General features: G+C 50.3%; 22 protein-coding genes and 1 pseudogene. 20 read left to right on the top strand and 3 right to left on the bottom strand.

The genetic code is table 11. The features are described 5' to 3' along the window. Nucleotides 1-2: 2 nt before the first annotated feature. From VK70_RS28195 to VK70_RS26960, 9 genes are all read left to right on the top strand, one after another. Nucleotides 3-146, top strand: a complete 144-nt coding sequence (locus VK70_RS28195) for a hypothetical protein (RefSeq protein ID WP_155986912.1) — start codon at nucleotides 3-5, stop codon at nucleotides 144-146. A gap of 56 nt (nucleotides 147-202) precedes the next feature. Further along, entirely contained in the window at nucleotides 203-583 is a 381-nt protein-coding gene (locus VK70_RS03045) for a hypothetical protein (protein ID WP_025695780.1), read from the top strand. A gap of 9 nt (nucleotides 584-592) precedes the next feature. After that, nucleotides 593-1090, top strand: coding sequence for a hypothetical protein (locus tag VK70_RS03050; RefSeq protein WP_025695781.1), 498 nt, complete (start codon nucleotides 593-595; stop codon nucleotides 1088-1090). A gap of 178 nt (nucleotides 1091-1268) precedes the next feature. Further along, on the top strand, nucleotides 1269-1898 hold the full coding sequence (locus VK70_RS03055) for a hypothetical protein (RefSeq protein ID WP_144415170.1): 630 nt from the start codon (nucleotides 1269-1271) through the stop codon (nucleotides 1896-1898). Nucleotides 1899-1907: 9 nt separating this feature from the next. Further along, entirely contained in the window at nucleotides 1908-4172 is a 2265-nt protein-coding gene (locus tag VK70_RS03060) for a hypothetical protein (protein ID WP_046722773.1), read from the top strand. Nucleotides 4173-4785: 613 nt separating this feature from the next. After that, entirely contained in the window at nucleotides 4786-7944 is a 3159-nt protein-coding gene (locus VK70_RS03065) for a glycoside hydrolase family 78 protein (RefSeq protein WP_025695784.1), read from the top strand. Nucleotides 7945-8121: 177 nt separating this feature from the next. Continuing rightward, nucleotides 8122-10173, top strand: a complete 2052-nt coding sequence (tkt, locus tag VK70_RS03070) for a transketolase (RefSeq protein WP_046722775.1) — start codon at nucleotides 8122-8124, stop codon at nucleotides 10171-10173. 45 nt (nucleotides 10174-10218) lie between these two features. Beyond that, nucleotides 10219-10536, top strand: coding sequence for a pyrimidine/purine nucleoside phosphorylase (ppnP, locus tag VK70_RS03075; RefSeq protein WP_025691091.1), 318 nt, complete (start codon nucleotides 10219-10221; stop codon nucleotides 10534-10536). Between the two features lie 213 nt (nucleotides 10537-10749). Continuing rightward, entirely contained in the window at nucleotides 10750-12369 is a 1620-nt protein-coding gene (locus VK70_RS26960) for a M14 family metallopeptidase (RefSeq protein WP_025696810.1), read from the top strand. A gap of 127 nt (nucleotides 12370-12496) precedes the next feature. Here VK70_RS26960 and VK70_RS03085 read toward each other — a convergent pair whose 3' ends face one another. Then, nucleotides 12497-13384: an NAD(P)-dependent oxidoreductase gene (locus VK70_RS03085; protein ID WP_025696811.1), complete on the bottom strand. Its 888-nt coding sequence runs from the start codon at nucleotides 13382-13384 to the stop codon at nucleotides 12497-12499. A gap of 147 nt (nucleotides 13385-13531) precedes the next feature. Between VK70_RS03085 and VK70_RS03090 the strand changes: the two genes are divergently transcribed. The 4 genes from VK70_RS03090 (at nucleotide 13532) to VK70_RS03105 (ending at nucleotide 16406) form a co-directional block, all read left to right on the top strand. Continuing rightward, nucleotides 13532-13729 carry a hypothetical protein gene (locus VK70_RS03090; protein ID WP_025696813.1) on the top strand — a complete coding sequence of 66 codons (198 nt, stop codon included), beginning with the start codon at nucleotides 13532-13534 and terminating at the stop codon, nucleotides 13727-13729. Beyond that, nucleotides 13707-15062, top strand: a complete 1356-nt coding sequence (locus VK70_RS03095; RefSeq protein ID WP_025696814.1) for a glucose-6-phosphate isomerase — start codon at nucleotides 13707-13709, stop codon at nucleotides 15060-15062. The genes VK70_RS03090 and VK70_RS03095 overlap by 23 nt, the downstream gene beginning before the upstream one ends. Before the next feature lie 124 nt (nucleotides 15063-15186). Further along, nucleotides 15187-15819: a YigZ family protein gene (locus VK70_RS03100; RefSeq protein ID WP_025696816.1), complete on the top strand. Its 633-nt coding sequence runs from the start codon at nucleotides 15187-15189 to the stop codon at nucleotides 15817-15819. Nucleotides 15820-15824: 5 nt separating this feature from the next. Further along, the gene (locus tag VK70_RS03105) at nucleotides 15825-16406 is read left to right on the top strand and encodes a TetR/AcrR family transcriptional regulator (RefSeq protein ID WP_025696818.1); all 582 of its coding nucleotides are present in this window, start codon (nucleotides 15825-15827) and stop codon (nucleotides 16404-16406) included. A gap of 142 nt (nucleotides 16407-16548) precedes the next feature. Here the strand turns inward: VK70_RS03105 and VK70_RS03110 are convergent, their stop codons facing one another. Next, nucleotides 16549-16950, bottom strand: coding sequence for a secondary thiamine-phosphate synthase enzyme YjbQ (locus tag VK70_RS03110; protein ID WP_025696819.1), 402 nt, complete (start codon nucleotides 16948-16950; stop codon nucleotides 16549-16551). A 199-nt stretch (nucleotides 16951-17149) separates the two neighbouring features. On the opposite strand from VK70_RS03110, the gene cysT reads away from it, so the two are divergent. The 4 genes from cysT to VK70_RS03130 all read left to right on the top strand — a co-directional run bounded on the left by cysT (nucleotide 17150) and on the right by VK70_RS03130 (nucleotide 20976). Beyond that, entirely contained in the window at nucleotides 17150-17965 is an 816-nt protein-coding gene (cysT, locus tag VK70_RS03115) for a sulfate ABC transporter permease subunit CysT (protein ID WP_025696821.1), read from the top strand. Continuing rightward, a complete protein-coding gene (locus VK70_RS03120; protein ID WP_025696823.1) occupies nucleotides 17962-18759 on the top strand; it encodes a sulfate ABC transporter permease in 798 nt (265 codons plus the stop codon). The genes cysT and VK70_RS03120 overlap by 4 nt, the downstream gene beginning before the upstream one ends. A 2-nt stretch (nucleotides 18760-18761) precedes the next feature. After that, complete coding sequence (locus VK70_RS03125) at nucleotides 18762-19826, top strand: sulfate/molybdate ABC transporter ATP-binding protein (RefSeq protein WP_025696825.1); 1065 nt, start codon at nucleotides 18762-18764, stop codon at nucleotides 19824-19826. Nucleotides 19827-19917: 91 nt separating this feature from the next. Continuing rightward, nucleotides 19918-20976 carry a sulfate ABC transporter substrate-binding protein gene (locus VK70_RS03130; protein ID WP_025696828.1) on the top strand — a complete coding sequence of 353 codons (1059 nt, stop codon included), beginning with the start codon at nucleotides 19918-19920 and terminating at the stop codon, nucleotides 20974-20976. A 70-nt stretch (nucleotides 20977-21046) separates the two neighbouring features. On the opposite strand, the pseudogene VK70_RS26965 reads toward VK70_RS03130, so the two are convergent. Continuing rightward, a pseudogene (locus VK70_RS26965) lies at nucleotides 21047-21184 on the bottom strand (DinB family protein); the annotation flags it as partial. 406 nt (nucleotides 21185-21590) lie between these two features. Between VK70_RS26965 and VK70_RS03135 the strand changes: the two are divergent. The 3 genes from VK70_RS03135 to VK70_RS03145 all read left to right on the top strand — a co-directional run bounded on the left by VK70_RS03135 (nucleotide 21591) and on the right by VK70_RS03145 (nucleotide 24745). After that, the gene (locus VK70_RS03135; RefSeq protein ID WP_046722781.1) at nucleotides 21591-22364 is read left to right on the top strand and encodes an MBL fold metallo-hydrolase; all 774 of its coding nucleotides are present in this window, start codon (nucleotides 21591-21593) and stop codon (nucleotides 22362-22364) included. 60 nt (nucleotides 22365-22424) lie between these two features. Then, nucleotides 22425-22982 carry a GNAT family N-acetyltransferase gene (locus VK70_RS03140; RefSeq protein WP_036640204.1) on the top strand — a complete coding sequence of 186 codons (558 nt, stop codon included), beginning with the start codon at nucleotides 22425-22427 and terminating at the stop codon, nucleotides 22980-22982. A 428-nt stretch (nucleotides 22983-23410) separates the two neighbouring features. Further along, nucleotides 23411-24745 carry an ABC transporter substrate-binding protein gene (locus VK70_RS03145; RefSeq protein ID WP_025695741.1) on the top strand — a complete coding sequence of 445 codons (1335 nt, stop codon included), beginning with the start codon at nucleotides 23411-23413 and terminating at the stop codon, nucleotides 24743-24745. Nucleotide 24746: the final 1 nt, after the last annotated feature.

Raw genomic sequence — 24746 nt, forward strand, 5'->3', positions numbered from 1 at the left:
CGATGAAAAAAGATTCGATCTCGGTTGCCTTGTTTCTCGCCATCGGATTTATTATTGCCGGAATCTTCATCACGTCCGCCACTGGGATGATCGGCAGCAGCCAGGATGACATTATCGCTCATACGAAGCAGGTTGAGCAGTACTAGCCGAATTTTTGGTCCTGCCGATCTTACGGCGTTTGAAAGGAGCACGCATTTAGACTATGAAGGCGACTGTTCTTCGGGCTTTGTTTATGTGGCTGGTCTTGTTTATTATTTTGCAGCCGATCTTTACCTACATCGATTATTTGCTGGATTTGCAGGTCAAGGCCAACACCTCTTACCTTACACAAAAGGCTGCAACCGAAGGAATGGTAACCGCTGGTATGCGAAGCGAAGTCGTGAGCAATCTGAAGGCTTTGGGATTTTCGGATTCGTCCATTGAAATTACGAGCAGCTCAGAGACGGTTCAAGAGAGAGAAAAGAGACTTGATGTGTATGTCAAAGCTCCGCGGATTTCCATGTTTCCGTATAACTTTTCCGGCGGGACGCAGCCTTCGTATTATTACGGCCATGGTTCTATTATGAGCGAATATCTCGATTAAGGTGACATTATGGATTACGTTATCAAGCTTGCCTTTGTACTGCTGATCTTTATTTATGGCTGGTTTTTTCAGGCGCAGAATCAGGAATGGGACATTGAGCGGGAACTGCTCAAACACGCGAACAACATGGCTGTCCACGATGCCGCCCAGGAAATGGACGAGTCGGAACGTGCGGAAGGACGGTTGATTATCGATCAGGACGCGGCGGAAGCAAGTTTTAAGGAAACGCTGGAAGCCAATCTCGGACTGGATGACAGCCTCACTCCCCGTACCGGTAGCCGCCTTCGTTCCAAAGTGGAAGTCGTCGAGTTCAAGGTGATCGATGAATCCTCGGGTGTTACCTTCCCATTCCTCTATGAAGACAGCCGTTACGGAATTACGAAGTATATACAAGGACCCTCTGTAATTGCCGTTATAAAAACTAAGCATCCGGTGCTGATCGCAAGAGCCAAAAATCAGGCAGACATCCAGGTGCCGGCGATTCAGGAGTACAAGTATAACAAGTAGCAGTCTGGATTCGAGGACGCCATTTTGAAGGACAGTGGCGCGGTTTGGGTCTGCTGGAATTTCCGGTTCCGGGCCGCCGCTCATTGCCCTTCAGTTTATCGGCAAGGAGCTTTCCCTCTGCTAGGTGCAGAGAGTCTTTGCCGATAAATCACACAAATATTATTTTAGGGAGAGATCAATGATGAAAAAAACGATTCTGAATGTAAGTACAGTTGCGCTGCTGCTCACGCAAATGTTTTCCGTTGGGGGAGCTTCGGCTAAAGCTGTGGACACAGCAGCACCGCGTGTGGCAACGACAGTTACGGCTAAGGCAACGGCTCCAGTGATGACGGATAATCTGTTTAAGTATGGCTTGAAAAAGGATGTAGAGCTGCCCGTCACCGTAACGGCCGGGGGGCTGAGTTATACGCTGGAGAAGATCATGATCTATGATATTAACTCTAAAGAAGCAGTTACTTTGCGGAAAACCTATAAATATGGTTCTCAGTCTGGGCTAGTTGCAAATCCGAAATATTTTGTTTGGACCAAAATCACTGTAAAAAACAATAGCAAAAAGACGGTAGATAATATTAGTGGTGAGAAGTGGACCCTTAGTTTTAGAGGGTTATATAGTCTTGATCCTGTAAGGAACTTTTCGCGTATGGAAAAAACGAATGATCAATCGGCTCTTAATTGGATGGAATTGAAACCTGGACAACAGTTGACAACCTACCAAGCTTTTATGTATGCAAAAGATTTTCAATACTTCGTTATTCGCTTGTTCTATGATGGTCAATTCGCTGAAAAATATGTTGTGGAAGACCTGTAAGGGAATGATATGAGAAAACTAAAATATCTTTTATTAGCTATCATTTTTCTGGCGACAAGTTTCTCTCAGTCTGAATATGTTAGGGCGGCAAATTCTAAATCTGGTTCTGTAGCTATTCCGATTACAACAGGGCTAGTGGGATCTGATAATAGTGCCAAAACCTTCTACTTAGACCTGCCTAGTGGAGTTACAAGTTCTTCTATAGCTGCTAATACGCTTAAATATAATGGGACCAATGAAAAAATAGGCAATATTTCTATTGAAAATGGAAAGATAAAAATCACCTTAAAAGGTACGCAAAATTCTAAACTACTCGATAAAGTACAAGGCTACAGAGCTTCTTACGAACAGATGTATATCACCAATATCTACAATTCAATTTGGCTTTATTCTGACGGAAGACGATGGCAAATCAATGAATATGATGAGAATAATGATCGAATGAAGACAAAAGATGTTAATGCAACTGATGGCTATCCCTCACAGAACCCGCCCAGGACGGTAGTCACGGCTGGACCATTACAGGATCAGACGTATCTTAAATGGTACAACGGCTCAAAGACTGAAGTTATTGACTCAGCGGATATCATTTCATCTTCGATTACACCAGTTTTATTTCAATGGAGTGATTATGTTTACAAAAAACCCACTATAAAAAACGGAAGAATTATTATAAATTACTATATTCCTAACAGTACACCTTGGAAGAGTGAACCGGACGATGGATTAAGCGGGAAAGCGGAAGGACGACAATACTTCGCTAATATTATCTATTACTACGAAGCCAAAGCCAGAGTCACTACCTATAGCTATGGCGGAACCGTCACCTTTGACTACGGATTACCGGATGAAGTCACGTTGACCGGTTCCGCCATCCTTGAACAGCCGAATCCAAATCCAGCGAAGTTCGAGAACAAGAATGTGCCAGTCAAGATCACCGTAAAAGGTGAGCTTCTGGCATATAACGATTCCTCTAACATCGGAGAATGGGTATTTTATGTTAAAGAGAAGAACAATGAAAGCTCGCTTAAAACTAAAAAAATGTATACCAAGACCCTAACCGCAAACGAATCATTTAGTTTTGAAATTCCCAAGGTAAAGGTGACAGGGAGCAGCTTTAGTCAGGACTATGACCTGAGCGTAGTCGTGCGGTTTAAGAAACCAGTGGTGACCAAGACGGGAACAATTACCTCCTTGAAGGAATCCTTCTCGGCCAGAGCAGGCGTATATACAACGCCCAATCCACCGGGCAGCGGCTTTCCCGGCCCATCGTCACCCCCAGATCCTCCGCGTGAGATGAAGCCGCCTATAGCTCTTATCAACGCGCCAAGCAAGGTAAAAGCTGGACAAGAGTTTGAAGCCAGCGGCGCAGGCTCTTATGATCCGGATGGTTTCATTAAAAGCTACTACTGGGATGCTCCGGGTGCTGAAGGAGAACTCATAGATAAGCCACGAGGAACCATTTGGTACGATAAAGACCATTTGGGTGAACAAACGATTGCTTTGACTGTCGTGGATGATGAAATGATGACCGGAAGCACGAGCAAGGAAATCACCGTTATTGAACCCAAGCCGGACGCGTTGATCCGTGCCGAAGGCACATTGAAGCAAAACCGGAAGGTGATTATACAAAGCTACAGCAGCAGTCCTAAACATTACCCGCTAGTCGCCTCCAAAACCAAAATCACCATCACCGCTATCTCAGGCGGGACGGACGCGGACATTAAATACAGCGGATCTTTAAATGGGGTATTCAGTAAAGAAGCTCTGTTTAAAAAGCCTGGACAATATAAAGCAACGATCTACGTGGAGAATACCTTGGGGCTTTCCGCGAGCAACGAAACGACGTTTGAAATTGTGCCCGATGAAAAGCCATTTGCTTACTTCACCCTTCCAGGTTCGGTATACCGTAATCCGGAAGACGGGAACCAAGCCACCATTTCAATCGATGACATGTCCTTTTCCCCGGATAAGGATATTGTTGCGCGTAGACTTTGGGAATATCGGTATGATTCCAACAATAACGGAACCTTTACCGATGAACACTGGGTGATTTTTAATAATGAAAACTTAGATCGTCTGAATCTCAAGGTGCAGGAAGTCGGCCAGTACGAAGTACGATTAACGGTATTTGAAGAGTTTGGGCAGCCCACCATTGAAGAGTTTGTGACTCAAGCGGATCGGCAATCCATAAGTTCAGAGAGTACCCAAAATGTAATCGAACGGATCTTCAAGGTGAAAAATCAGGCGCCGGATGTGGATTGGTCACGATAGAAAGGAAACAATGATGCAGAGGTTAAAAAAATCCGTCTCAACGTTTATGGCCGTTGTGCTATTGCTTCTTACATTCCCCGAAGTTTTTTCGGGGAATGTTCAGGTAAAGGCTGCAAGCAGTAATCCAAATGTGATTAATTTTGTGGATATACGCATTGATCCATTTACTCGAATAAGTCCTTATGACCCGAGCATGGGGAATATTGGTGCTTTAACTTTAGAGATGCCTGGTTTAACGCTAAAAAATGTTCGGTTCAATTTAATTAATAAACATTTGGAATATGATATTGTACCCGATGGTCCATTCATCCTAAAAACAGACTCTCACGTATATTGGTGGGAAAACATGGAACGAAATAGATATGTTACTATTGCCACATGGCTCCAAAGTGCTAATACCGGGATGAAGGGGAGGTATACGGCTTGGCAAACAATTGAGTATCCAGGTGCTGGGACGGCCCACACGATGTCATTTGATGTATCCCGCCCTCCTGACGGGGATTCGTATCTAGAATGGAATTATGATGTTCCTAGTCAGGTTGGTATTTATTTTACGGCCCGCGATATACAATCAGAGCCGGGAAATGCATTGAATGGGTGGAGCAACCTAGTCATGTTTGATGTGACCAAGCCACTCATTATTAATTCGGCCCCATCGCTCACCATCACGACCCCAAGCGAGCAGCAGCTTTTAAATGAGCCGGGCTTCAGCGGAATGAACATTGAAGGATATGTCCGCGATGTTGACAACAATGATCTGGTCGTCAGTGCGGAGATCCCCAATGTATTTTATAAGAAGGTGACTATTCCCCAAGCTCTAATCAATAAACCGTTCTCCATTCCCATCGATGTTTTAGGTGACAGTATTCCACCCGGTCATCATACGATAATTGTCAAAGTTGTCGATCCGTATAATTATAAGGACGAAAAAACGATGACCGTGAATGTCTCCTATAGGCTCAGGAACAAATCCTTCATTTTAATCAATACGCCGGTTGATATCGGTACCAGCTACAAAGATTACGAAGGCGATCCCAAGCATCAGGAACGGTACAGGTACGACCATGATCCGAACTTTTTTGATAATTCAATGGGGATCATTTCAGATAGCGGGCTGTGGCGTTCGACAAAATATAATTCTTTTCCTTACACCGGAGTGTACACCGCTACTTTTCAGGCCAAGGACAATCCCAAAAACGATGACAGGTTCGATAACTACCGGCTATGGAGCCGGGACAATCTATCTTCCATGACGTATCATGTCCACCGTAAACCGGTTGCGCTATTTGCAGCAAAGCTTGTGGACGGGAGCCTTCAATTAACGGACAGCTCATACGATCTAGATCATATCACGGCATCCAGTAAAGGCTTGATCGACTGGCAATGGCAGTACAAAAAAACCGAAGCTGAAACGTGGACGGACGGTCAGCCGCCTGCTCAATTGCCGACAGTCGAGCAATATGACATTCGCCTAAGAGTACGTGACATGGACGGGGAAAATGGAGTGGGCGTATGGAGCGATTGGTGCCTGCGGACGGTTGGCAGTGGAAGCAACCTCCCGCCGGTTGCGGTATTCACCGTAAATCCGAATATCGTCTCTTACCGCAAGGCCACCACCATTACGGACAAGTCCTTTGATCCGGATAATGATCCTCTGGATATTTATAGCTGGTCAGTGGTCAAGGATGGCTGGAATACGGTGTGGTCGCATTGGGGAGGGCCGACTACGCCGCCTAATATCGCAGCATTCGGGATCGGCAATTATCAGATTAATTTGCAGGTGCATGACAACCGCGGCCTATGGTCGGAAACGTACAGTCAGTCCGTACAGGTAATGAATCATCCACCGGCAGCCGCATTTTATATGCCGCCTGAAGTGTACCGGGATACGGTCATTACGATGGAAAACATGACTCCCGATCCGGACGAAGACGGAGATAACCTATCCTATTCCTGGAACGCAAGGATTAATAACAGTCCCTATTATTATGCTGGCAGCAACCGCAACCAGGTTCTGACGATTCGCGATCTTATCGCAAACAACGGCATTTCTCTACAGCAGGCCATTTCGGAGGGATGGGAAATGCGTCTTACGGCATCTGACGGTTCGCTGAGTTCAAACGCCACACGCTTGTTCACCGTGAAAAATCATATTCCAACAGCGGCAATCGTAGGTCCGGATTCCGTGTTCCAATATGATACGAAGCAGTACACATCTAGTGATGAGGATGGAGATCCTTCAGATGCGGCCAGCCTGCAGTATTATTGGAAAGTCACGGATAGCGACGGGCAGACAACCATTTATCGTACGCCAAACATAGAGATCGATTTCCCTGAACCGGGCGTGTATACGTTGGAGCATTGGGTCGTGGACCAGATCGGCGACAAGTCCAATGTCGTCTCGCTGAAAGTAAATGCTGCGCAGAATTTGGCTCCTTTTATGACGTTGACATCTCCTCTCGGTACTGTAGGCAATCCGACTGTGCTTGATGCTGAAAAGCAAGGAGATCCATTAATCCAGTGGACATACGCCGATCCGGAGAATGACCCGCAGGAAAAATACCGTCTGGAGTTCTTTACGAAAGACAGCCTGCTTACCAAAACGGTAGAAAATTCGGATAGCACCGGCCTGCTTCGGAAGTATCAAGTGCCTAACCTAACATTTGAACGGTTTGAACTGTTCTCCGTATATGGACGTGCGTATTCCAAGAACAGCTGGTCGGAAATCTCCAACGAGAAAGCGTTCATTATCGACAATCCTCCGGTTCCGGGCTTCTCTTTAACTACAGACACCGGAAAGGATGCAACCCAAACGCCGATTTTTCGGACCGATGTCTTACAGATTACTGGCACTGCTCATGACGATGACGAGGCGAAGGGTGACAGCCTAACCTATAAATATTACCTGAAACCGAGCGGAGGAACCGAAGGCTTAATCAGCACATCCGAAAGCTTTACAAAACAATTCACAACCAACGACACGTTTACGATCCGCCAGGTGGTGACCGACTCGCTGGGCTTATGGCGGGAAGTCTCTCATGCATTCATCGTAAAAAATCGGCTTCCCGTGGTGAATCTCACCTTTCCGACCAGCGACACGGCTGCCAAGCCGACCATCACCAGCACGATGACGCCGATTATGAAATGGAGCTATACCGATGATGACGGCGATGAGCAGCAGCGGTTCCGGGTACGTATACTTGATGCGACAACTGGCAGTATCGTTGTTCAGTCCGGGGATCAAGCGTCCAGTCAGCAGCAGTGGACCGTTCCGGCAGGCGCTTTAGTGGAGAACCATAAGTATGCTGTAGAGATCGAGGTTTTCGACGGCTTTGATTGGAGCGCGGCCTCACCACGCAAATATTTTATGGTCAACCTGCTGAGCGTAAAAGGCGGCGTGAAACACACCACGGAGTGGAATGCCAACCGTCAGAGCTACAATTTAAAGATATCGGGAGACACAGAGCAGCCGCGTGGTTATAATATATTTTGGGCAGGGGAGAAATTCGTGCTTCAGGCGGACGCTACCGGGCTGCCGGATACGATTGACGTAACGATGGACGGCGGATTTATGGCGCAGCTTAGTCCTTCGGATAGCGACAAGACCTTTTGGACCGGGGAACTCTATGATCCTTCTTTTGAACATTTGCCGAACGGGCCTGTGACCTTCACCTTTACGGCCAAGAACGAATACAACACGAAGATCGATAAAGTAACGGTTATCATCTCGGAGAATTGGAGCCAATATTTCCGCAGCCACCGGGTCAAGTAGCGTACTCCTCATGATCTGTACCAGCCTGCACCGGTCACCGTATAAAAAAGAAACCAAGTTGCGAAACTTAAAGGTTGGGGCGTCCGGCAGGCAAAAACAATTGGAAATGCTTCCACATTAGTGATACAATAATAGTCAAAATGACATTCTTGAGCTTTATAGAGGAGGACAATTTGAATGACTGAACAACAGGCAAAAGAGCAAGCGATCCACAAGGATGAAAACTCGGCAGTCGACAACCTGGCGATTACGACGATTCGTACACTGGCCATTGACGCGATTGAAAAAGCGAAATCCGGCCATCCCGGTATGCCGATGGGTTCCGCTCCGATGGGCTATCAGCTCTTCGCGAAGACGATGAATCACAACCCGGAGCATCCGACGTGGGCCAACCGCGACCGGTTCGTCTTATCAGCCGGCCATGGCTCCATGCTGCTGTACAGCCTGCTGCATCTCAGTGGTTACGATCTTCCGATGGAAGAGCTGAAGCAGTTCCGTCAATGGGGAAGCCTCACTCCCGGTCATCCGGAATTCGGCCATACGGCAGGTGTCGACGCTACGACGGGTCCGCTTGGACAAGGCATCGCGATGGCGGTCGGAATGGCGATCGCGGAAGCGCAGCTCTCCGCTACGTACAATAAAGATCAGTATAATGTAATCGACCACTATACTTACGCGATTTGCGGCGACGGCGACTTGATGGAAGGGATTTCCTCAGAAGCCGCTTCGCTTGCAGGTCATCTTAAGCTTGGCAAATTGATTGTGCTGTACGATTCGAACGACATTTCGCTTGACGGCGAGCTGAACCTCGCATTCTCCGAAAATGTTGCCAAGCGTTTTGAGGCTTATGGCTGGAATGTGCTGCGCGTGGAGGACGGCAACGATCTTCCGGCAATCGGCAAGGCGATTGAGGAAGCACAAGCAGTCACAGACAAGCCTACGCTTATTGAAGTGAAGACCGTGATCGGTTACGGCAGCCCGAACAAGCAGGGTAAAGGCGGACACGGCGGTACGCACGGCTCTCCGCTTGGCGCCGAAGAAGCGAAGCTGACCAAAGAGTTCTACAAATGGGTATATGAAGAGGATTTCTATGTACCGGAAGAAGTCCGCACCCTTTTTGCCGAAGTGAAGGAAAAAGGCGTTGCCGCAAACAAGGCCTGGGAAGAGAAATTCGCCGCGTACAAGAAGGCTTATCCGGAACTGGCTGCACAGCTTGAAACGGTGCTGAGCGGCGATCTTCCGGAAGGATGGGACGCCAAGCTGCCGCTATACAAAACGGAAGACAAAGCCGTATCCACTCGTGTGGCTTCCGGTAATGCCCTGAACGGTCTGGCTGCGGGCGTGCCTCAACTGTTTGGCGGTTCCGCTGACCTGGAGAGCTCGACAATGACCCACCTCAACGGACTGGCTTCCTTCACGCCGGAGTCGTACGACGGCCGTAATATTTATTTTGGCGTCCGTGAATTCGGTATGGCGGCAGCCATGAACGGCATTGCGCTGCATACCGGACTCAAGGTATTCGGCGGCACATTCTTCGTATTTACGGATTATCTGCGTCCAGCGGTCCGCTTGGCTTCCATTATGAAGCTGCCGGTTACTTACGTGCTGACTCATGACAGTATCGCCGTCGGCGAAGACGGACCTACGCATGAGCCGATTGAGCAATTAGCATCCCTGCGCATTATTCCGGGGCTTACCGTTATCCGTCCGGCCGATGCGAACGAAACGTCCGCTGCATGGGCCTATGCGTTGGAGAATAAGGAAAATCCGGTAGCACTGGTACTTACCCGCCAGAACCTGCCGATTCTGTCCGGTACGGTAGAAGGTGTCCGCGAGAACATCAAACGCGGCGGCTATGTCATCTCCGATGCCAAGAACAGCAAGCCTCAGGCGCAAATCATCGCTACAGGTTCCGAGGTGCAGCTGGCTGTTAAAGCCCAAGCGGCTCTGGCCGAAGTAGGCATTGACGTCCGCGTAATCAGCCTTCCTAGCTGGGATCTGTTCGAGAAGCAGGACAAGGCATACCGCGACTCCGTCATCCTGCCGGATGTCAAAGCGCGTCTTGCGATCGAAATGGCTCAAACCTTCGGTTGGGAACGCTATGTCGGCGACCAAGGCGATATTCTCGGCATCACAACATTTGGCGCTTCCGCACCTGGCGACACAGTCATCAAAGAATATGGCTTCACTGTGGAAAATGTCGTTAACCGCGTGAAGGCTTTGCTGTAGAATAATACTTTGGATGATCGGGAATTCAAGGGGGAAGAAAAAGAGATGAGTCAATTCAACAATGCAACCATTCAAAAAGAAGCCAACGTTTACTATGATGGAAAAGTAACCAGCCGCACGGTGATTTTGGAGGACGGCCTCAAGGTCACTCTTGGAATCATGCTTCCTGGCGTGTACGAGTTCGGCACGGACGGCCCGGAAACAATGGAGATTTTGTCCGGAAAGCTGAAGGTGCTGCTGCCCGGTTCGGAAGCGTGGCAGGAGATTGACGGCGCGGAAACCTTCCATGTGCCAGGCAATTCGAAATTTTCGCTGGAAGTTTTCACGGTTACCGACTACTGCTGCTCTTACCCGAATTTGTAAATTACAGAGTGAACATGTGGAAGCTCCGCTTAAACGCGGGGCTTTTCTTTTTTTCATAAAGGTAAGAGTCCCACAGGATCTATCGTTTTCCATGGCTCTTTGGATGTGAAGGCAAAGATGGTGTATTCAAATATTCAAAAATAGCAGCCCAGAGACGATGAATATAATGATAGATTCATACATCGATCTAAGGGGCTGGAAACGCTGAAGCTAATGTCGTATAAGTCAATCCGTTATTCTATTATTCTATGCCACATTTTACTGCTATTTGTATTTATCTTTCAGCCCGGCAGGGCTGAGGCCCAGGCTCAGGCCGATATTGTAAATCCGAAACAAGTCTATTCCTATTCCATTATGAAGCGGGATATTGACAAGCTGGCAGCCGCATATCCCGACCTGGTGTCCGTTCAGACCTTGGGGAAGACCGCTTACGGAAGAGAATTATGGGCTGTAAAGCTTGGCCGCGGGGAGTCTGTGCTGTTCCTTAACGGTTCTCATCACGCCCGGGAGTGGATGACGACCACGCTGCTGATGAAAATGATCGATACATACGCTAAAAGCTACTATCTCGACAAACCGGTCGGACCCTATGATGTCAGGGAGATACTGGACCATGTCAGCATTTGGATCGTACCGATGGTCAATCCGGACGGGGTAACTCTTTCCCAGCAGGGTACCGCCGGTTTGCCGAAAGAGGCAGCCGCACTATTGAACCGCTATAACAGAGGCAGCGCCAACTTTATACGGTGGAAGGCCAATATGCAGGGACTCGACCTGAACCGCCAGTACCCGGCGAATTGGAGTACGATGAAAAATGCCATCAATTACCCCAACTATCAAAATTACAGAGGGATAAAGCCCGTTCAGGCGCCTGAAGTGAAAATGATGATGGATTTTACCTATAAAATCGATCCGGATATCACGGTTTCTTACCATAGCTCCGGCGGAATTATTTTTTGGCATTATCATACACTTGCTGCAAACCTGGCGCGCGACAAGGAGATTGCCTCCTCGCTGGCGCGGTTAACTGGGTACGATCTTGTCCGGCCGGAAAAAAATCCCTCGGGAGGAGGCTATAAGGACTGGTTCATTCAGCAGTTCGGGCGTCCGGGATTTACCATAGAAATCGGAAAATACGCGGGAGAGGGCAGCCTGCCGCTGAGCGCGTTCGGGAATATATGGGCCGAGAACAGGCAGGTTCCATTGTATACGGCTTCGCAGGCTTACAAACTTTGGCTGAAGCGGCAGAGTGTTCAGATTCTTAATCAAAAAATGAGTTTATTTACAGAAACGCCGGTATATCCAGGGGCGGGAGCGGCCGCGTCTTCTTTCGTTATCGGTCCGCAGGAGGTGTTAACGCTTGCGCGAAAAGGCGACTGGTACCGCATTCAGACGGAAAGCGGCGCAAGGTGGATTCATCCCGCTCCCGGACAGTTCGGTATTGTGGAAGAGATTGATGCGGAAGCCGATATCAAGCTAAACACCGCGCTGCGCAAATATCCGGATGCTTTTGCACCGAAGGTGGCCTTTGTGTCTCAGCGAAGTGTTAAAGTGACGGGCAGGTTCGGCACATGGCTGCGGATCGCTTCAGGAGCGGGAAAATGGTGGATTGACGGACGCGAAGCGGTTCTCCGGTGGCCTGTGGAACCCGCAGTGACGGGCAATGCGGGGGCGGGAGCGCCCGCTGCGCCTGAGAGCGCCAAGCCGGATAGCCCGGCATCGGAGATGACGCCGGCAGCCTCGCCGGCGCCTGTACAGCCGCCTACCGCAAGCGCTGGAGGCGTCTCAGTGCAGCAGATGCCGCAGGTTCCCGTGAAATCTGCAAGCCGGTAAATTAAGTATTCCTGTTTGAAGCTATTCGGAAAGCGAAAGATACCAAAAAACAGACTGCCTCTATGCAGATCGATATGCTGCATAGAGGCAGTCTGTGCTTTTTCTAACATGATTCCGAAACCTATTACTATTCGCCTATTTTTTGGCCGATCCAGGCTTCATAGGTTTTGACGACAGCCGAGAGGTCTTCTTCGCCGTATCCCTGGGAGTAGCCGGACTGAAATAGGCTCTTCGCCAGTTCCAGCGCCGGAGTAGGCACGCCACTGGCGTCGCTCAGCGCGGAGGCCAGTTTCAGGTCCTTCAGCATGAGCTCCAGGGAGAACTGGTTGCTGAAGTCGCCCTCGATAATTTTGCGGCCCTTCAGTTCAACCTGCTTGCTACCGGCCGACCCGTTTCGTATCAGCTCCAGAAATTTATCTGCCGGAACGCCGGACTTCACCGCGATGGAGAAGCCTTCGGCAAGCGCGATATTATGGATGCCGACCATCGCGTTATGGGCCAGCTTCGCCGCCGCGCCGCTGCCGTTCTCGCCCATATGCAGCAGGAGCTTGCCCATAGCGTCAAACACGTCGCGGTTAGCTTCAATAATATCGGCGCTGCCGCCGACCATAAAGACGAGCGTGCCTTCGACGGCGCCCGGCTTGCTGCCGGTCACCGGAGCGTCGAGGAAATGCCCGCCCTTGCTTTCGACGGCGGCCGCAATTTCTTTTACAAGCCCGGGAGAGATGGTGCTGGAGTCAATCACCACCGCGCCCGGCTTCAGAGCTTCCAGAATGCCTTCCGGACCGTAAAAGATCTCGCGGATCGAATCGTCATTGCTGACCATGGTAATAATAACATCCTTGCCTTCTGAAGCAGCCTGCTTCGTTGCGGCGGCTGTTGCGCCTTCTTTCACCAGAGGATCACATTTTGAAGCGGTGCGGTTGTACACCGTTACCTGAAATCCTGCCCGCAGCAGATTGGAGACCATAGGCGCCCCCATCGTTCCGAGTCCGATAAATCCGATTTGTTTCATAAAATTTCACACCTTTGCTATTAGAGGTAGCAGAAGAACGGAAATAACTGCGGAAGAAGGACTAGACCTGTTCCGAAATCAGCATTTTCCCCCGGACTTCCAGCCTAATCTTTTTCATTTTAGCACGAGTTGGAGAGAGGTTCCAACTTGAAAAAGCCGCTCCTGCAAGGGAAACGCTTCCGCCCGGGTTCCGGTGTTATTCAAATTGATCCTTTTGCCTGTGCCATAGGACCTTGCCAGCCCAGTGAAATTAAAGTATCCTATTATAAAGTTGTTACAATTCGTGTCAAATCGAAAGAGAAACAGGAGGGTACCGTTACCGATGTCCAAAAAAATCAGTTTTGATTACAGCAAAGCCCTGTCCTTTATTAACCAGCACGAAATCGACTATTTTGCAGCGCCGATCAAATTGGCCCATGAGCAATTGCATACCAAGACCGGCACAGGCTCTGACTATACTGGATGGATTGATCTTCCGCATGATTATGATAAAGAAGAGTTCGCCCGCATTCAGGCGGCCGCTAAGAAGATTCAGAGCGACTCCGATGTGCTGATCGTTATCGGCATCGGCGGCTCTTACCTGGGAGCCCGCGCAGCAATTGAATCGCTGACCCATTCTTTCTATAACAATCTGGAGAAGGGTAAGCGGAAGACGCCTGAGGTTTATTTTGCAGGAAACAATATCAGCTCCACTTATCTCACCCATTTGATTCAGCTTCTTGAAGGCAAGGATTTCTCCGTTAACGTTATTTCCAAGTCCGGTACGACGACCGAGCCTGCGATTGCTTTCCGGGTATTCCGCGCGGAGCTTGAGAAGAAATACGGCAAGGAAGAAGCGCGCAAGCGGATCTACGCCACAACCGACAAGGCAAGAGGCGCGCTCAAGACACTCGCTACCGAAGAGGGCTATGAGTCGTTCATTATTCCGGACGATGTGGGCGGACGTTATTCCGTACTGACTCCCGTTGGCCTGCTGCCGATTGCCGTTGCCGGCATCGACATCGAAGAAATGATGAAGGGCGCAGCCGCAGCCGCTGACGAGTTCAACAATCCGGATGTGGCGACGAACCAGAGCTATCAATACGCCGCTGTTCGTAACGCGCTTTACCGTAAAGGCAAGACGACGGAAATTCTCGTAAACTACGAGCCTTCCCTGCACTACGTATCGGAATGGTGGAAGCAGCTGTTCGGCGAGAGCGAAGGCAAGGACTTCAAAGGCATTTATCCTTCCTCCGTGGATTTCTCGACGGACCTGCACTCGATGGGGCAATTCATCCAGGAGGGCAACCGCAACATTTTTGAAACGGTTATCCAAGTGGACCAAGTTCGGGAACATATTACAATCGAGAGCGATCCGGACGATCTGGACGGACTCAACTTCCTGGCAGGGCAGACCGTGGACTTCGTGAACAAGAAGGCGTTCCAAGGCACACTGCTCGCGCATACGGACGGGCAAGTTCCGAATCTGGTGGTCACCATCCCGGATCAAACGCCTTACAGCTTTGGCTATCTCGTATACTTCTTTGAAAAAGCCTGCGGTATCAGCGGATACCTGCTCGGCGTCAACCCGTTCGACCAACCGGGCGTAGAAGCGTACAAGAAGAACATGTTCGCGCTGCTCGGCAAGCCGGGCTATGAAAAGGAAAAAGCGGAGCTCGAAGCTAGACTTACCGAGTAGATTGCAGCTTCTCACCTCATAACACACTACAGTAATTCACCAGGGAGCAGTCCAGAGGTAATCCAATACCGCGGGCTGCTCCTCGTATATCTCAAGATCACAGCGAATAAGGAATGAATGAATAATGCTGGAACAATACCGGACGGTGCGGTCTTCCGGTTCCAAGGAAATCGTGATCCGTAAGTCTCGCTTTATCGGACATGTCATGCCGGTTGAGACGGAGGAAGAAGCGGTTCAATTTATTGAAGACATTAAGAAGAAGCATTGGGACGCCACGCATAACTGTTCCGCGTATATGATTGGGGAACGGGATGAAATTCAAAAGCAGTCTGACGACGGGGAACCGAGCGGCACGGCAGGGAAGCCGATTCTGGAAGTCATCCGGAGCCAAGGCGTCAAAAATGCGGCAATAGTCGTTACACGTTACTTCGGCGGAATATTGCTTGGAGCGGGCGGTCTGATTCGGGCGTACACGGACGGCGCCGTACTGGCGCTTGAAGCTGGCGAAGTTATCACCCGTGTTCTGCACCGTGAAGTATTTGTGGAATTGGACTATACCTGGCTCGGCAAGGTCGAGAATGAACTGAGGGGCCGGGGGATCAAGACCGGCGAGACGGAGTTCACCGACAAGGTCAAGCTGACATGTCTGCCGCGGAATGAAGCAGCCGATGCCTTTAAGGCATGGATAACGGATTTGACCCAGGGACAATCGGTTGTAACGGAGGGCAGACAGCTTTACTACAGCGAAGGGGAATAAAAATTATGGCTAGAAGAGCAGTGGAACAGGAGTTGTCGAGGGAAAGGATTCTGGAGGCGGCAAGGCACCTTTTCATTACGAAGGGTTATCGGGCCATCTCCATGCGCAGCATAGGTCAACATTTGGGATACAGTCATGGATCCCTTTATTATCACTTCAAGGAAAAAGCGGAGCTGTTCTATGCCATTGTGGTTGATGACTTCAATCATGTGGCAACGCTGCTCGGCGAGGCGATGAACAGACCTCCGGAAGAAGGCGTAAGCAAGGTGGAGCAGCTGATGCTGGAGTTTATCCGCTTTGGGCTGGACCATCCGTATCAATACGAAATTATGTTCATGATCCGTGACGAAGAGCTGCTGGCATACTGTAGAGCGGAACAGGGAAAATGTTTCGATCTGTTCGCCGGCATGGTGCGCCGCTATCTTAAAGAAGAGGGCTATGTGCCCGAAGATTGGCAGAGTGTGCCGCTGACTCTGTTCCTGTCTGCCCACGGATTTATCTCTTATTACATTCAGGACCGAATCAAGTTTGACGATGTGAAATCGGCGGCTTTATCCCATGTCCGGGTGCTGTGCCGCAGTTTGTAGTGTATTTTTTTCCTTTTGCGCTTTACGGCTGTGCATTGGTAATCGAGTGCTCCTCTGCACTGTAAAAGCAAAAATGGTCAGACAAGTAAAAGACCGATTCGGCTTCTTGCTCCGAAAGCGGCCTTTTACTTGTGCCCGGAAACTATCCTTCAATGATCTTCACATAATACTGCCGGCGTCTTGGTCCGTCGAACTCGCAAAAATAAATACCCTGCCATCTTCCCAGCAGCAGTTCCCCTTCATGGATGATGATGCTCTGGGACGGTCCGGCTGTAATCGATTTGAGATGCGAGGCCGTATTGCCTTCCGCATGACGGTACTTTGGATGCTCCCAAGGATATACCTCATCCAGACGCATCAGCACATCATGCTTCACGTCGGGGTCGGCGTTCTCGTTAATTGCAATGCCGGAGGTCGTGTGGGGGCAATATACAACCGCTATTCCGCTTTGCACGCCGCTTTTTCTTACATAAGAAATAACCTCTCTCGTGATATCCCGCAGTTCATCCCGCTTGCTTGTTGAAATCTCGAACGTCTGAAGCATGGCGGCTTCCCCTTTCTTAATCGGTTTCAAGCCCTTTCAAGAACTATTTTAACCTAAAATAGCTCAAAAGTAATTGACGGTGGCAAGAGGTCAGTGGTAAAGTATTTATAATTATTAAACCCAGTATATTAATAGGAATTATTTATCGGCTAATGGCTAGTATACCGACCCGTCAACCGGAGGTAGGAGGACTTAACTGTTGAATTCGCTGCTAAGACACAAAGGATGGACCTGGGGATTCCGATCCACGATTTTGCTGTATTTTGTCGTATTAATTGTGCTTCCGATTCTCGGCGTTTATTACAACTCATTTTCGCTCGGTTTCACAAATTTTGTCGAAAGCATATCTGACCCGATTGCCTGGCGATCTGTGCTGCTTACGCTTCGACTGGCGTTTATTGCCGCTATTATCAATGTCGCTCTGGGCACGATGATCGCCTGGGTGCTGGTCCGCTACAAATTTCCCGGCAGGCCGCTGCTGAACAGTATGGTTGATCTGCCGTTCGCCCTGCCGACTGCCGTTGGCGGACTGATGATTCTGCTGCTGCTTGGACCGGGGAGCCTGATCGGAGGAGCCGCGGAATCGCTGGGTCTGGAAATCGTCTTCCATCAGCCAGCGATTGTGATTGCGATGGTCTTTGTAACGTTCCCTTTTGTGATTCGGGCGGTACAACCGCTGCTTGAAGAGCTTGACCCTTCCGAGGAAGAGGCGGCCTACACGATGGGAGCTAAGGGCATCCGGGTATTCCGGCAGGTTATTTTACCGGCGATGGCACCTGGCATGATCGGAGGCGGCATGCTTGCCTTCTCTAGAGCGCTGGCTGAATTTGGGGCGGTCGTACTGGTAGCGGGAAATATCCCGGGACGCACGCTCGTCTCGTCGGTCTTCATCTACGGAGAGGTGGAGAGCGATAACGGGGTCGGCGCCGCAGCCGTATCCATCATTTTGCTGACCTTGTCGTTCCTGATCCTCTGGCTGATCAATGTAGCGCAGATGAGGGGGAGAAGACGATGAGACGGCTGTGGATTGGACTGACATATCTCGTTTTCTTTCTGCTGATAGCCGCCCCCTTGGGCAAGATGATTACGGGAGCCTTCAGCAAGGGGCTGTCCGGATTCTGGGAGGCGCTGACGAGGCCGGAGGCGCTGCATGCGCTGATGATGACCGCCCTGGTTGTTATCACGGTAACGGTGCTGAACACGTTGTTCGGTATTATGACGGCTCTGTATCTGGTTCGGGCCGAGTGGATGGGTCCCCGGTTGAAGAGTCTGCTTAACAGTATTGTCGATCTGCCGTATGCGGTGTCGCCTGTCATCGGCGGATTAATGATCGTCCTTCTGCTGGGTCCGGACAGCGCGCTCGGGGCGGTGTTTGAACATATTGGCTTCAATATCGTCTATGCCTTCCCGGGAATGGTTATCGCTACCCTGTTCGTCACCTTCCCGCTGATGGTCAGGGAAGTGATGCCTGTTCTGCAGGAGATCGGCGGGCAGCAGGAGGAGGCCGCTTCGACGCTCGGCGCGTACGGGTGGACGACCTTCTGGAAGGTGACCTGGCCTTCGATCCAATGGGCGGTCATCTACGGCGTCATTCTCACGGTCGCCCGCTCGCTGGGCGAATTCGGGGCCGTGCTGGTCGTCTCGGGCAATATTATGAACAAGACCCAGACGGCGACGACGCTGGTTTACCAGGATGTCGAGAACTTTAATGTAACGGCGGCGGGCGGCGTCGCGCTGGTGTTGGCCGCTTTCTCGGTAGGACTTCTACTGCTCATGGAATGGAGCAAGAAAAGAAAGGAAGTGCGTTAATCATGCACGTGGAAGTACGCGGTCTGAACAAGCATTTTGGTAATTTTCATGCGGTAAAGGATGTCAGCTTTGAAATTACGAAGGGCCATTTAATTGGACTGCTTGGCCCGAGCGGCGGCGGCAAAACGTCGATACTGCGGATGCTGGCGGGCCTCGAAACGCCGGATGCCGGCGAAATTGTCTTCCATGGTCAGGTAGTCAACAATCTGCCGCCGCAGGAACGCGGGATTGGCTTCGTGTTCCAGAATTACGCGCTTTTTAAGCATATGACAGTATTTGATAATATCGCCTTCGGGCTGAAGGTGAAAAAAGCGAATAAAAGCTTCATCCGCGACCGTGTGATGGAACTGGTGGAGCTGACGGGGCTTAAAGGCTTCGAGAAGCGCTATCCGCAGCAGTTGTCCGGCGGACAGCGCCAGCGGGTGGCGTTCGCCCGGGCGCTTGCGCCGGAACCGCAGCTCCTGCTCCTCGATGAGCCGTTCGCTGCGATCGACGCCAAGATTCGTCAAGAGCTTCGTTCCTGGCTGCGGGAACTGATCGAACGCGTCGGAATCACTTCGATATTTGTGACGCATGACCAGGATGAGGCAATCGAAGTCGCTGACGAGATTATGATTATCAACCAGGGCCGTCTGGAACAGAAGGGCACGCCATGGGATATTTATAAAGAGCCCAAGACGACGTTCGTGGCCACCTTTATTGGCGAGTCGACTCTGATTGAGAACGCTGCTGAGCTGAAAGGGTTCAAGCCTGCAGAGGGTAGCCAGCCTACCAAGGCGCTGATCCGTCCCGAGTACATTGAGGTAGGCGACCGCGAGGAGTTCAGTGTGGCTTCTGCCACCGAGAAGGGAATCGTCAAGCATCTGCAATTCCGGGGCAGCGAATGGCTGGTCGAGGTGGAAGTGAACGGACACAAGCTGGTCACCTACCGTTCACTGGAGAAGGAGACGCTGCAGGTGGGGCAGGAGATCGCCGTGCTGGTGCACCGCGCCTACCTGTTCAACGATGAGCGCAGCTGGATTCAGGAGAACAGCCTGAAGGAAGACCCGATGCCGGTCTACATCTAAAATATAAGAATTCCCCCCGCAAAGTAACCGTCAAGTTTCGAAAGCATCGGGATCACTTTGTGGGGGATTTTTTCAGGAATGGAGCTTGGGAATGAAGCTTTTCAGAAGGAGCAGACAACTGCACGGATGGCTGGCCGTATTGCTGCTGGCACTGACGCTTACCGCTTGTGGAACGAAAGAGGGCAGCACGGCGGCTGACGCCGGGACAAAAGGCGATGTAACCTTGGTTATTGGCGCTTACAGTGTGGCAAAGGATGCGATGGCGGATATTTTGCCGCTGTTTGCGGAGAAGTGGAAGGCTGAGACCGGATGTACGATAACGTTCCAACAGTCATACGAGGCTTCGGGAACGCAGGCCCGGGCAATTGCCGGCGGATTCGAGGCGGATGTGACGCTTCTCGCGATGGAAGGCGATGTCGAGAAGCTGGTCGACGCGGGGCTGGTGAACTCATCCTGGAAGGAACGGGGCCAGGGCGGCATGGTGACGCGTTCGATTGTCGTGATCGGTACGCGCGAAGGCAACCCGAAGGGAATTAAGGATTTTACCGATTTGACCAAACCCGGCATCAAAGTGCTGTACCCTAATCCGAAGACCTCGGGCGGTGCGCAATGGGATATCAACGCAATCTACGGCGCGGGGCTGAAGCAGTCGGAGGAAAAAGAGGGGGTTAAGGACCCGGCGGCAGCCAAAAGCTTTCTGACAAGCGTACACGCCAATGTGGAGTCGCTGGATAAGAGCGGACGCGCATCGATGGCTGCGTTCGAGTATGGCGTGGGTGATGTTATCGTAACCTATGAGAATGAGCTGCTGGCGCGGATTGCCCAGGGCGTGAAGTATCAGGTGGTCATACCCAAGGATACGATTCTGATCGAGAATCCGGCGGCGGTGGTCGATAAATACGCGGATAAGCATGGCACACGGGAGGCGGCCGAGGCTTTCGTGAACTTCCTGCTGTCGTCTGAGGCTCAGGAGATCTTCGCCAAGCACGGGTTCCGGCCCGTGGATCAAGAAGTGTACGAGGCGAACAAGAGCCGTTTCCCTGTTCCCCCGGGATTATTCGATATCAATTACCTGGGCGGATGGGACAAGGTGCGGAGCACGCTGTACTCGAAACGGGGCGTATGGTATCAGGTGCTTGCCGGGATTTAATAGTTTTAGCAGACTGTCTTTTAGAGAGGCGGTCTGCTTTTTTATTTTTCTATGTTAAATCTTAATGATTTCATATCGTATACAAATAAAAGACGTAATCAGTCGGAACACCACTATGACCGAGTTGACGCAACATAGCGGTCAGGTTGCCACGATGGTATGTTCCATGGTTCACGACATGCTGTATTAAGCCTGACAATGGTGTGCTAACGGAACCGTATACAGGAATCGCTTCTCCATGCCTCCTAAGTTCTCCATCTTTGATTCGTCGATCGAAGTAAAACGGTCAATCCAACGCTTAAATCGGTAGCGGTAAAAAGCAAACGTCGTAATAAGAAATTAAATTCGATATAACTTTCCATATAGATCGTGGTATTTTTGTTCTGATATATTCTTATCAAATGCTAAATGTTCAAGCCAAGACTTTGGAAAGAAGTTCTGCTCACGATCAAATCAAACTTCCCATCATGGCTAAGATTCACTGCGTCCATATCCAAGTATTTAGTGTTTGTTCGCTTAAATTTGCATCCGATTATGCAGGCAGTGCATTCCTATTTTATAATACAGATAGAAAGATTTTCTAATCTGGGTGAGGATAGAAGGGGGAATAGAAAATGGACACATTGACGTTCCTGGGTACGGGCGACGCTATGGGTACGCCAAGAGTATACTGCGGCTGCCTTGTATGCGAAGAAGCGAGAACAGGCGGAGTGAACGCGCGGCTGCGGTCATCCGTGCTGGTGGACAATGGAGACGATTTCTTCGTGATCGACTGCGGGCCGGATTGGCGGCGGCAGATGGAGAGCCTCGGTATTCGCATCATGCGCAGGCTGCTGGTGACCCATGGCCATTTCGACCATATCGGCGGCCTGCCGGAATGGGCAGATGCCTGCCGCTGGACGGGAATCAAGGGCGAGCTGTATGCTCCGGCGGAGGTCATCCCTATAATTTTGCGGCAGTATCCGTGGCTGGGCAGCCATATCGAGCTGATGCCTCTAGATGAAGGGATCATGCTGGATGGCTGGCAAATCGCTACCTGGAGGGTAAATCACGGCAAGAACGGCTACTCTTACGCTTTTCGGCTGGAAAAGGAAGGCTATGCCTGGGTGTACTGTCCGGATTCAATTTCCTTGGGGGATGAGGAGACCCGGTTAATGCGGGAAGCGGATCTGCTTGTGCTGGGTACAAGCTTTTACTATGAGGAAGCTGAACTGTCGACCCGTTCCGTCTATGATATGACCGAGGCGGCGGTGCTTCTTGCCGATGTGCAGCCGCGCCGCGCCGTATATACGCATATGTCGCATGATGTGGATCTGAGGAAGGCATATGACTTGCCGGAAAATGTGGAGCTGGCGCGTACAGGGATGCGGATCAGCTTGGGAAGATAACCTGTAAAATCCGAAGACGTTGGAGATGACAAGCCCTTGAAGAATGCAATCGACCCGATTATGATTTCGTTTCCCGAGAGCTTTGAGACGGACAGGCTGCTGATCCGCGCCCCGCTGTGGGGAGACGGAGCCGCGATGAATGAAGCGATCTTAGAAAGCCTGGAGGAGCTGCGTCCGTGGCTGCCTTTTGCCAGAACGGCTCCCACGCTTGAAGAATCGGAAGCCTTCACCCGGCAGACCCGACTTGAGTTTCTGAAGCGCTCGAATCTGCACCTTCGCCTATTTGATAAGGATACGGGGAAGCTCATCGGCTCCAGCGGCCTGCACCGGATCGATTGGGATGTGCGAAGCTTCGAGATCGGCTACTGGATCAGGACTTCCTGCGCGGGGAGCGGATATATCACGGAGGCGGTGAACGGAATTACCGATTTCGCCATCCGCGAACTTGCGGCGAACCGGATCGAAATCCGCTGTAATGCGAAGAACGTCAAAAGCGCGGCGGTGGCGGAACGTACGGGCTATACGCTGGAGGGCATTCTGCGAAACAACCGGCTGATGGAGAACGGAGAGCTGGGCGATACTAAGGTGTACGCTAGGGTGCGGGGTTCAGAATTTTAGAAGCCATATGAGTGAAATATCCGCTTGATGCGGAGCCATGAACGTTTCAAAATGAAATACGTACTAATCGGTACGAACATCAAGTTCACATAGAGCCGTCACATTCATTGTGGCGGTTCTATTCGTTTTTTCGAATAAATATCCAAATATCCCCGCTGCTGCCACATAAACTATTTTCAATTTTATTATCGCAAAATTTAATTATTAGCCTTTTTACAGACTGTCTAATGTCTCGGAAAATGAAAGAATGCTAAGGTGTGATTAATTCTGACAAGCCTGATTTCCAGGTTAGTTTAACTGACATAAAGTTGACTGACCTAAAGGGGAGCTAAGGGGTCAGCCTAATTTTTATACAAAGGGGGAAGGGTCGAATCTAAGGGTCATATTCAGTCGCCGTTGCTTGCTAAACCAAATTAGGAGGCTTGTTAATGAAGATGAAGTGGGCTAAGACATTCTGGGTGTGTTTGCTGATGACTGCGATGATCGGAGTCCTATCGGCTTGCGGCCAATCGGACAATACAAACACCGCCTCCGGTAACACGGGCAGTACAGGGAATACGGAGCAGAAGCAGGTAGTGCTGTCATTCATGACAACTTGGTCGGAGTCAGATCCGTTTACAGGCGTCTATTATAAAAATGCAATGGCTTTCGAGAAGGCCAATCCGGATATCAAACTGGATATTGAGACCATTCCTTATAATGATTATCCAGTCAAGTTAAATACGACAGCGGCTGGAGGCAATCTGCCCGACTTGATTCTGATGATCGGCGGGGGTTCCATGTTCGAACAGATCGCCCGTTCCGGCGCGCTGATGCCGATTGACGAGATGATGGGCAGCTGGAAGGAAGATTTTTTACCGTCCTCGAAAATCAAAGAATTTAATGTCGATGGCAAACAGTACGGGATTCCAGGGGAGGTTTCATACGCTACGGTCATTTATTACAACAAAAAAATACTGAAGGATGCGGGGTATACCGAATTTCCGGCAACGTATGAAGCTTTCAAAGCGATGGTAAAGGACCTGAAGGCCAAAAATATTACTCCAATAGCCTATGGCAATAAAACAGGCAGCGTTCTGCTGGCATCTCTCCTGTCACCTCTGAATGAAAGAATCTCGGGGCCGGATCTTTATGCGAAAATCAAGTCGGGAGAACAGAAGTTTACCGACCCGGATTTTATGAACGCTCTGAAGGATATCAAGGAGCTGTCCGATATGGGAGCTTTTAACGTCGATCTTAACAGTGTTGACAATGTCCAAGCGACCAATCTTTTCCTCTCCGGGAATTCCGCCATGTATATAGACGGCAGTTGGGGAGCCAAGCAAATTTCCAAAGACAAAGCTGCGGATTTTGAAGTAGGCTTCGCCGTATTCCCGCAAATCGAGGGAGGCAAGGGCAGCATGTCCACCATGCCGGGCGCGACGAATCAGGGGGTTGTCTTGAACGCGAAGCTGGATGACGCGAAAAAGGCAGCAGCCGAGAAATTCCTACAGTTCATGTACAGTGAAGAATCCTACCAAAATATTATCCGGGACGGAAACATGGTTCCGGCCAATGTGACAGCGCCTGCGGATATCGATCCGTTGTTCAAAGAAATGACCGGCGTACTAGCGGGTGTTAAGGAAATTACTCCGGTATATGACATCGTGATGCCAGCCACCGTGGTTACGGCAACCAAGAACGGCCTACAGGGACTGACCACGCCAGGCGGAAGCACTCCGGAGGCCGTAGCGGAGGAACTTCAGAAGGAGTTGGGCCAATAAT

Source organism: Paenibacillus durus ATCC 35681 (assembly GCF_000993825.1).
GTDB classification, from domain to species: Bacteria; Bacillota; Bacilli; order Paenibacillales; family Paenibacillaceae; genus Paenibacillus_AQ; species Paenibacillus_AQ durus_B.

What these genes read in the sequence shown, in the direction of transcription:
- VK70_RS28195 (WP_155986912.1), top strand. Translation starts at nt 3, where the DNA reads ATGAAAAAAGATTCGATCTCGGTTGCCTTGTTTCTCGCCATCGGATTT.
- VK70_RS03045 (WP_025695780.1), top strand. Translation starts at nt 203, where the DNA reads ATGAAGGCGACTGTTCTTCGGGCTTTGTTTATGTGGCTGGTCTTGTTT.
- VK70_RS03050 (WP_025695781.1), top strand. Translation starts at nt 593, where the DNA reads ATGGATTACGTTATCAAGCTTGCCTTTGTACTGCTGATCTTTATTTAT.
- VK70_RS03055 (WP_144415170.1), top strand. Translation starts at nt 1,269, where the DNA reads ATGATGAAAAAAACGATTCTGAATGTAAGTACAGTTGCGCTGCTGCTC.
- VK70_RS03060 (WP_046722773.1), top strand. Translation starts at nt 1,908, where the DNA reads ATGAGAAAACTAAAATATCTTTTATTAGCTATCATTTTTCTGGCGACA.
- VK70_RS03065 (WP_025695784.1), top strand. Translation starts at nt 4,786, where the DNA reads ATGTTTGATGTGACCAAGCCACTCATTATTAATTCGGCCCCATCGCTC.
- tkt (WP_046722775.1), top strand. Translation starts at nt 8,122, where the DNA reads ATGACTGAACAACAGGCAAAAGAGCAAGCGATCCACAAGGATGAAAAC.
- ppnP (WP_025691091.1), top strand. Translation starts at nt 10,219, where the DNA reads ATGAGTCAATTCAACAATGCAACCATTCAAAAAGAAGCCAACGTTTAC.
- VK70_RS26960 (WP_025696810.1), top strand. Translation starts at nt 10,750, where the DNA reads ATGTCGTATAAGTCAATCCGTTATTCTATTATTCTATGCCACATTTTA.
- VK70_RS03085 (WP_025696811.1), bottom strand. Translation starts at nt 13,384, where the DNA reads ATGAAACAAATCGGATTTATCGGACTCGGAACGATGGGGGCGCCTATG.
- VK70_RS03095 (WP_025696814.1), top strand. Translation starts at nt 13,707, where the DNA reads ATGTCCAAAAAAATCAGTTTTGATTACAGCAAAGCCCTGTCCTTTATT.
- VK70_RS03100 (WP_025696816.1), top strand. Translation starts at nt 15,187, where the DNA reads ATGCTGGAACAATACCGGACGGTGCGGTCTTCCGGTTCCAAGGAAATC.
- VK70_RS03105 (WP_025696818.1), top strand. Translation starts at nt 15,825, where the DNA reads ATGGCTAGAAGAGCAGTGGAACAGGAGTTGTCGAGGGAAAGGATTCTG.
- VK70_RS03110 (WP_025696819.1), bottom strand. Translation starts at nt 16,950, where the DNA reads ATGCTTCAGACGTTCGAGATTTCAACAAGCAAGCGGGATGAACTGCGG.
- VK70_RS03120 (WP_025696823.1), top strand. Translation starts at nt 17,962, where the DNA reads ATGAGACGGCTGTGGATTGGACTGACATATCTCGTTTTCTTTCTGCTG.
- VK70_RS03125 (WP_025696825.1), top strand. Translation starts at nt 18,762, where the DNA reads ATGCACGTGGAAGTACGCGGTCTGAACAAGCATTTTGGTAATTTTCAT.
- VK70_RS03130 (WP_025696828.1), top strand. Translation starts at nt 19,918, where the DNA reads ATGAAGCTTTTCAGAAGGAGCAGACAACTGCACGGATGGCTGGCCGTA.
- VK70_RS03135 (WP_046722781.1), top strand. Translation starts at nt 21,591, where the DNA reads ATGGACACATTGACGTTCCTGGGTACGGGCGACGCTATGGGTACGCCA.
- VK70_RS03140 (WP_036640204.1), top strand. Translation starts at nt 22,425, where the DNA reads ATGATTTCGTTTCCCGAGAGCTTTGAGACGGACAGGCTGCTGATCCGC.
- VK70_RS03145 (WP_025695741.1), top strand. Translation starts at nt 23,411, where the DNA reads ATGAAGATGAAGTGGGCTAAGACATTCTGGGTGTGTTTGCTGATGACT.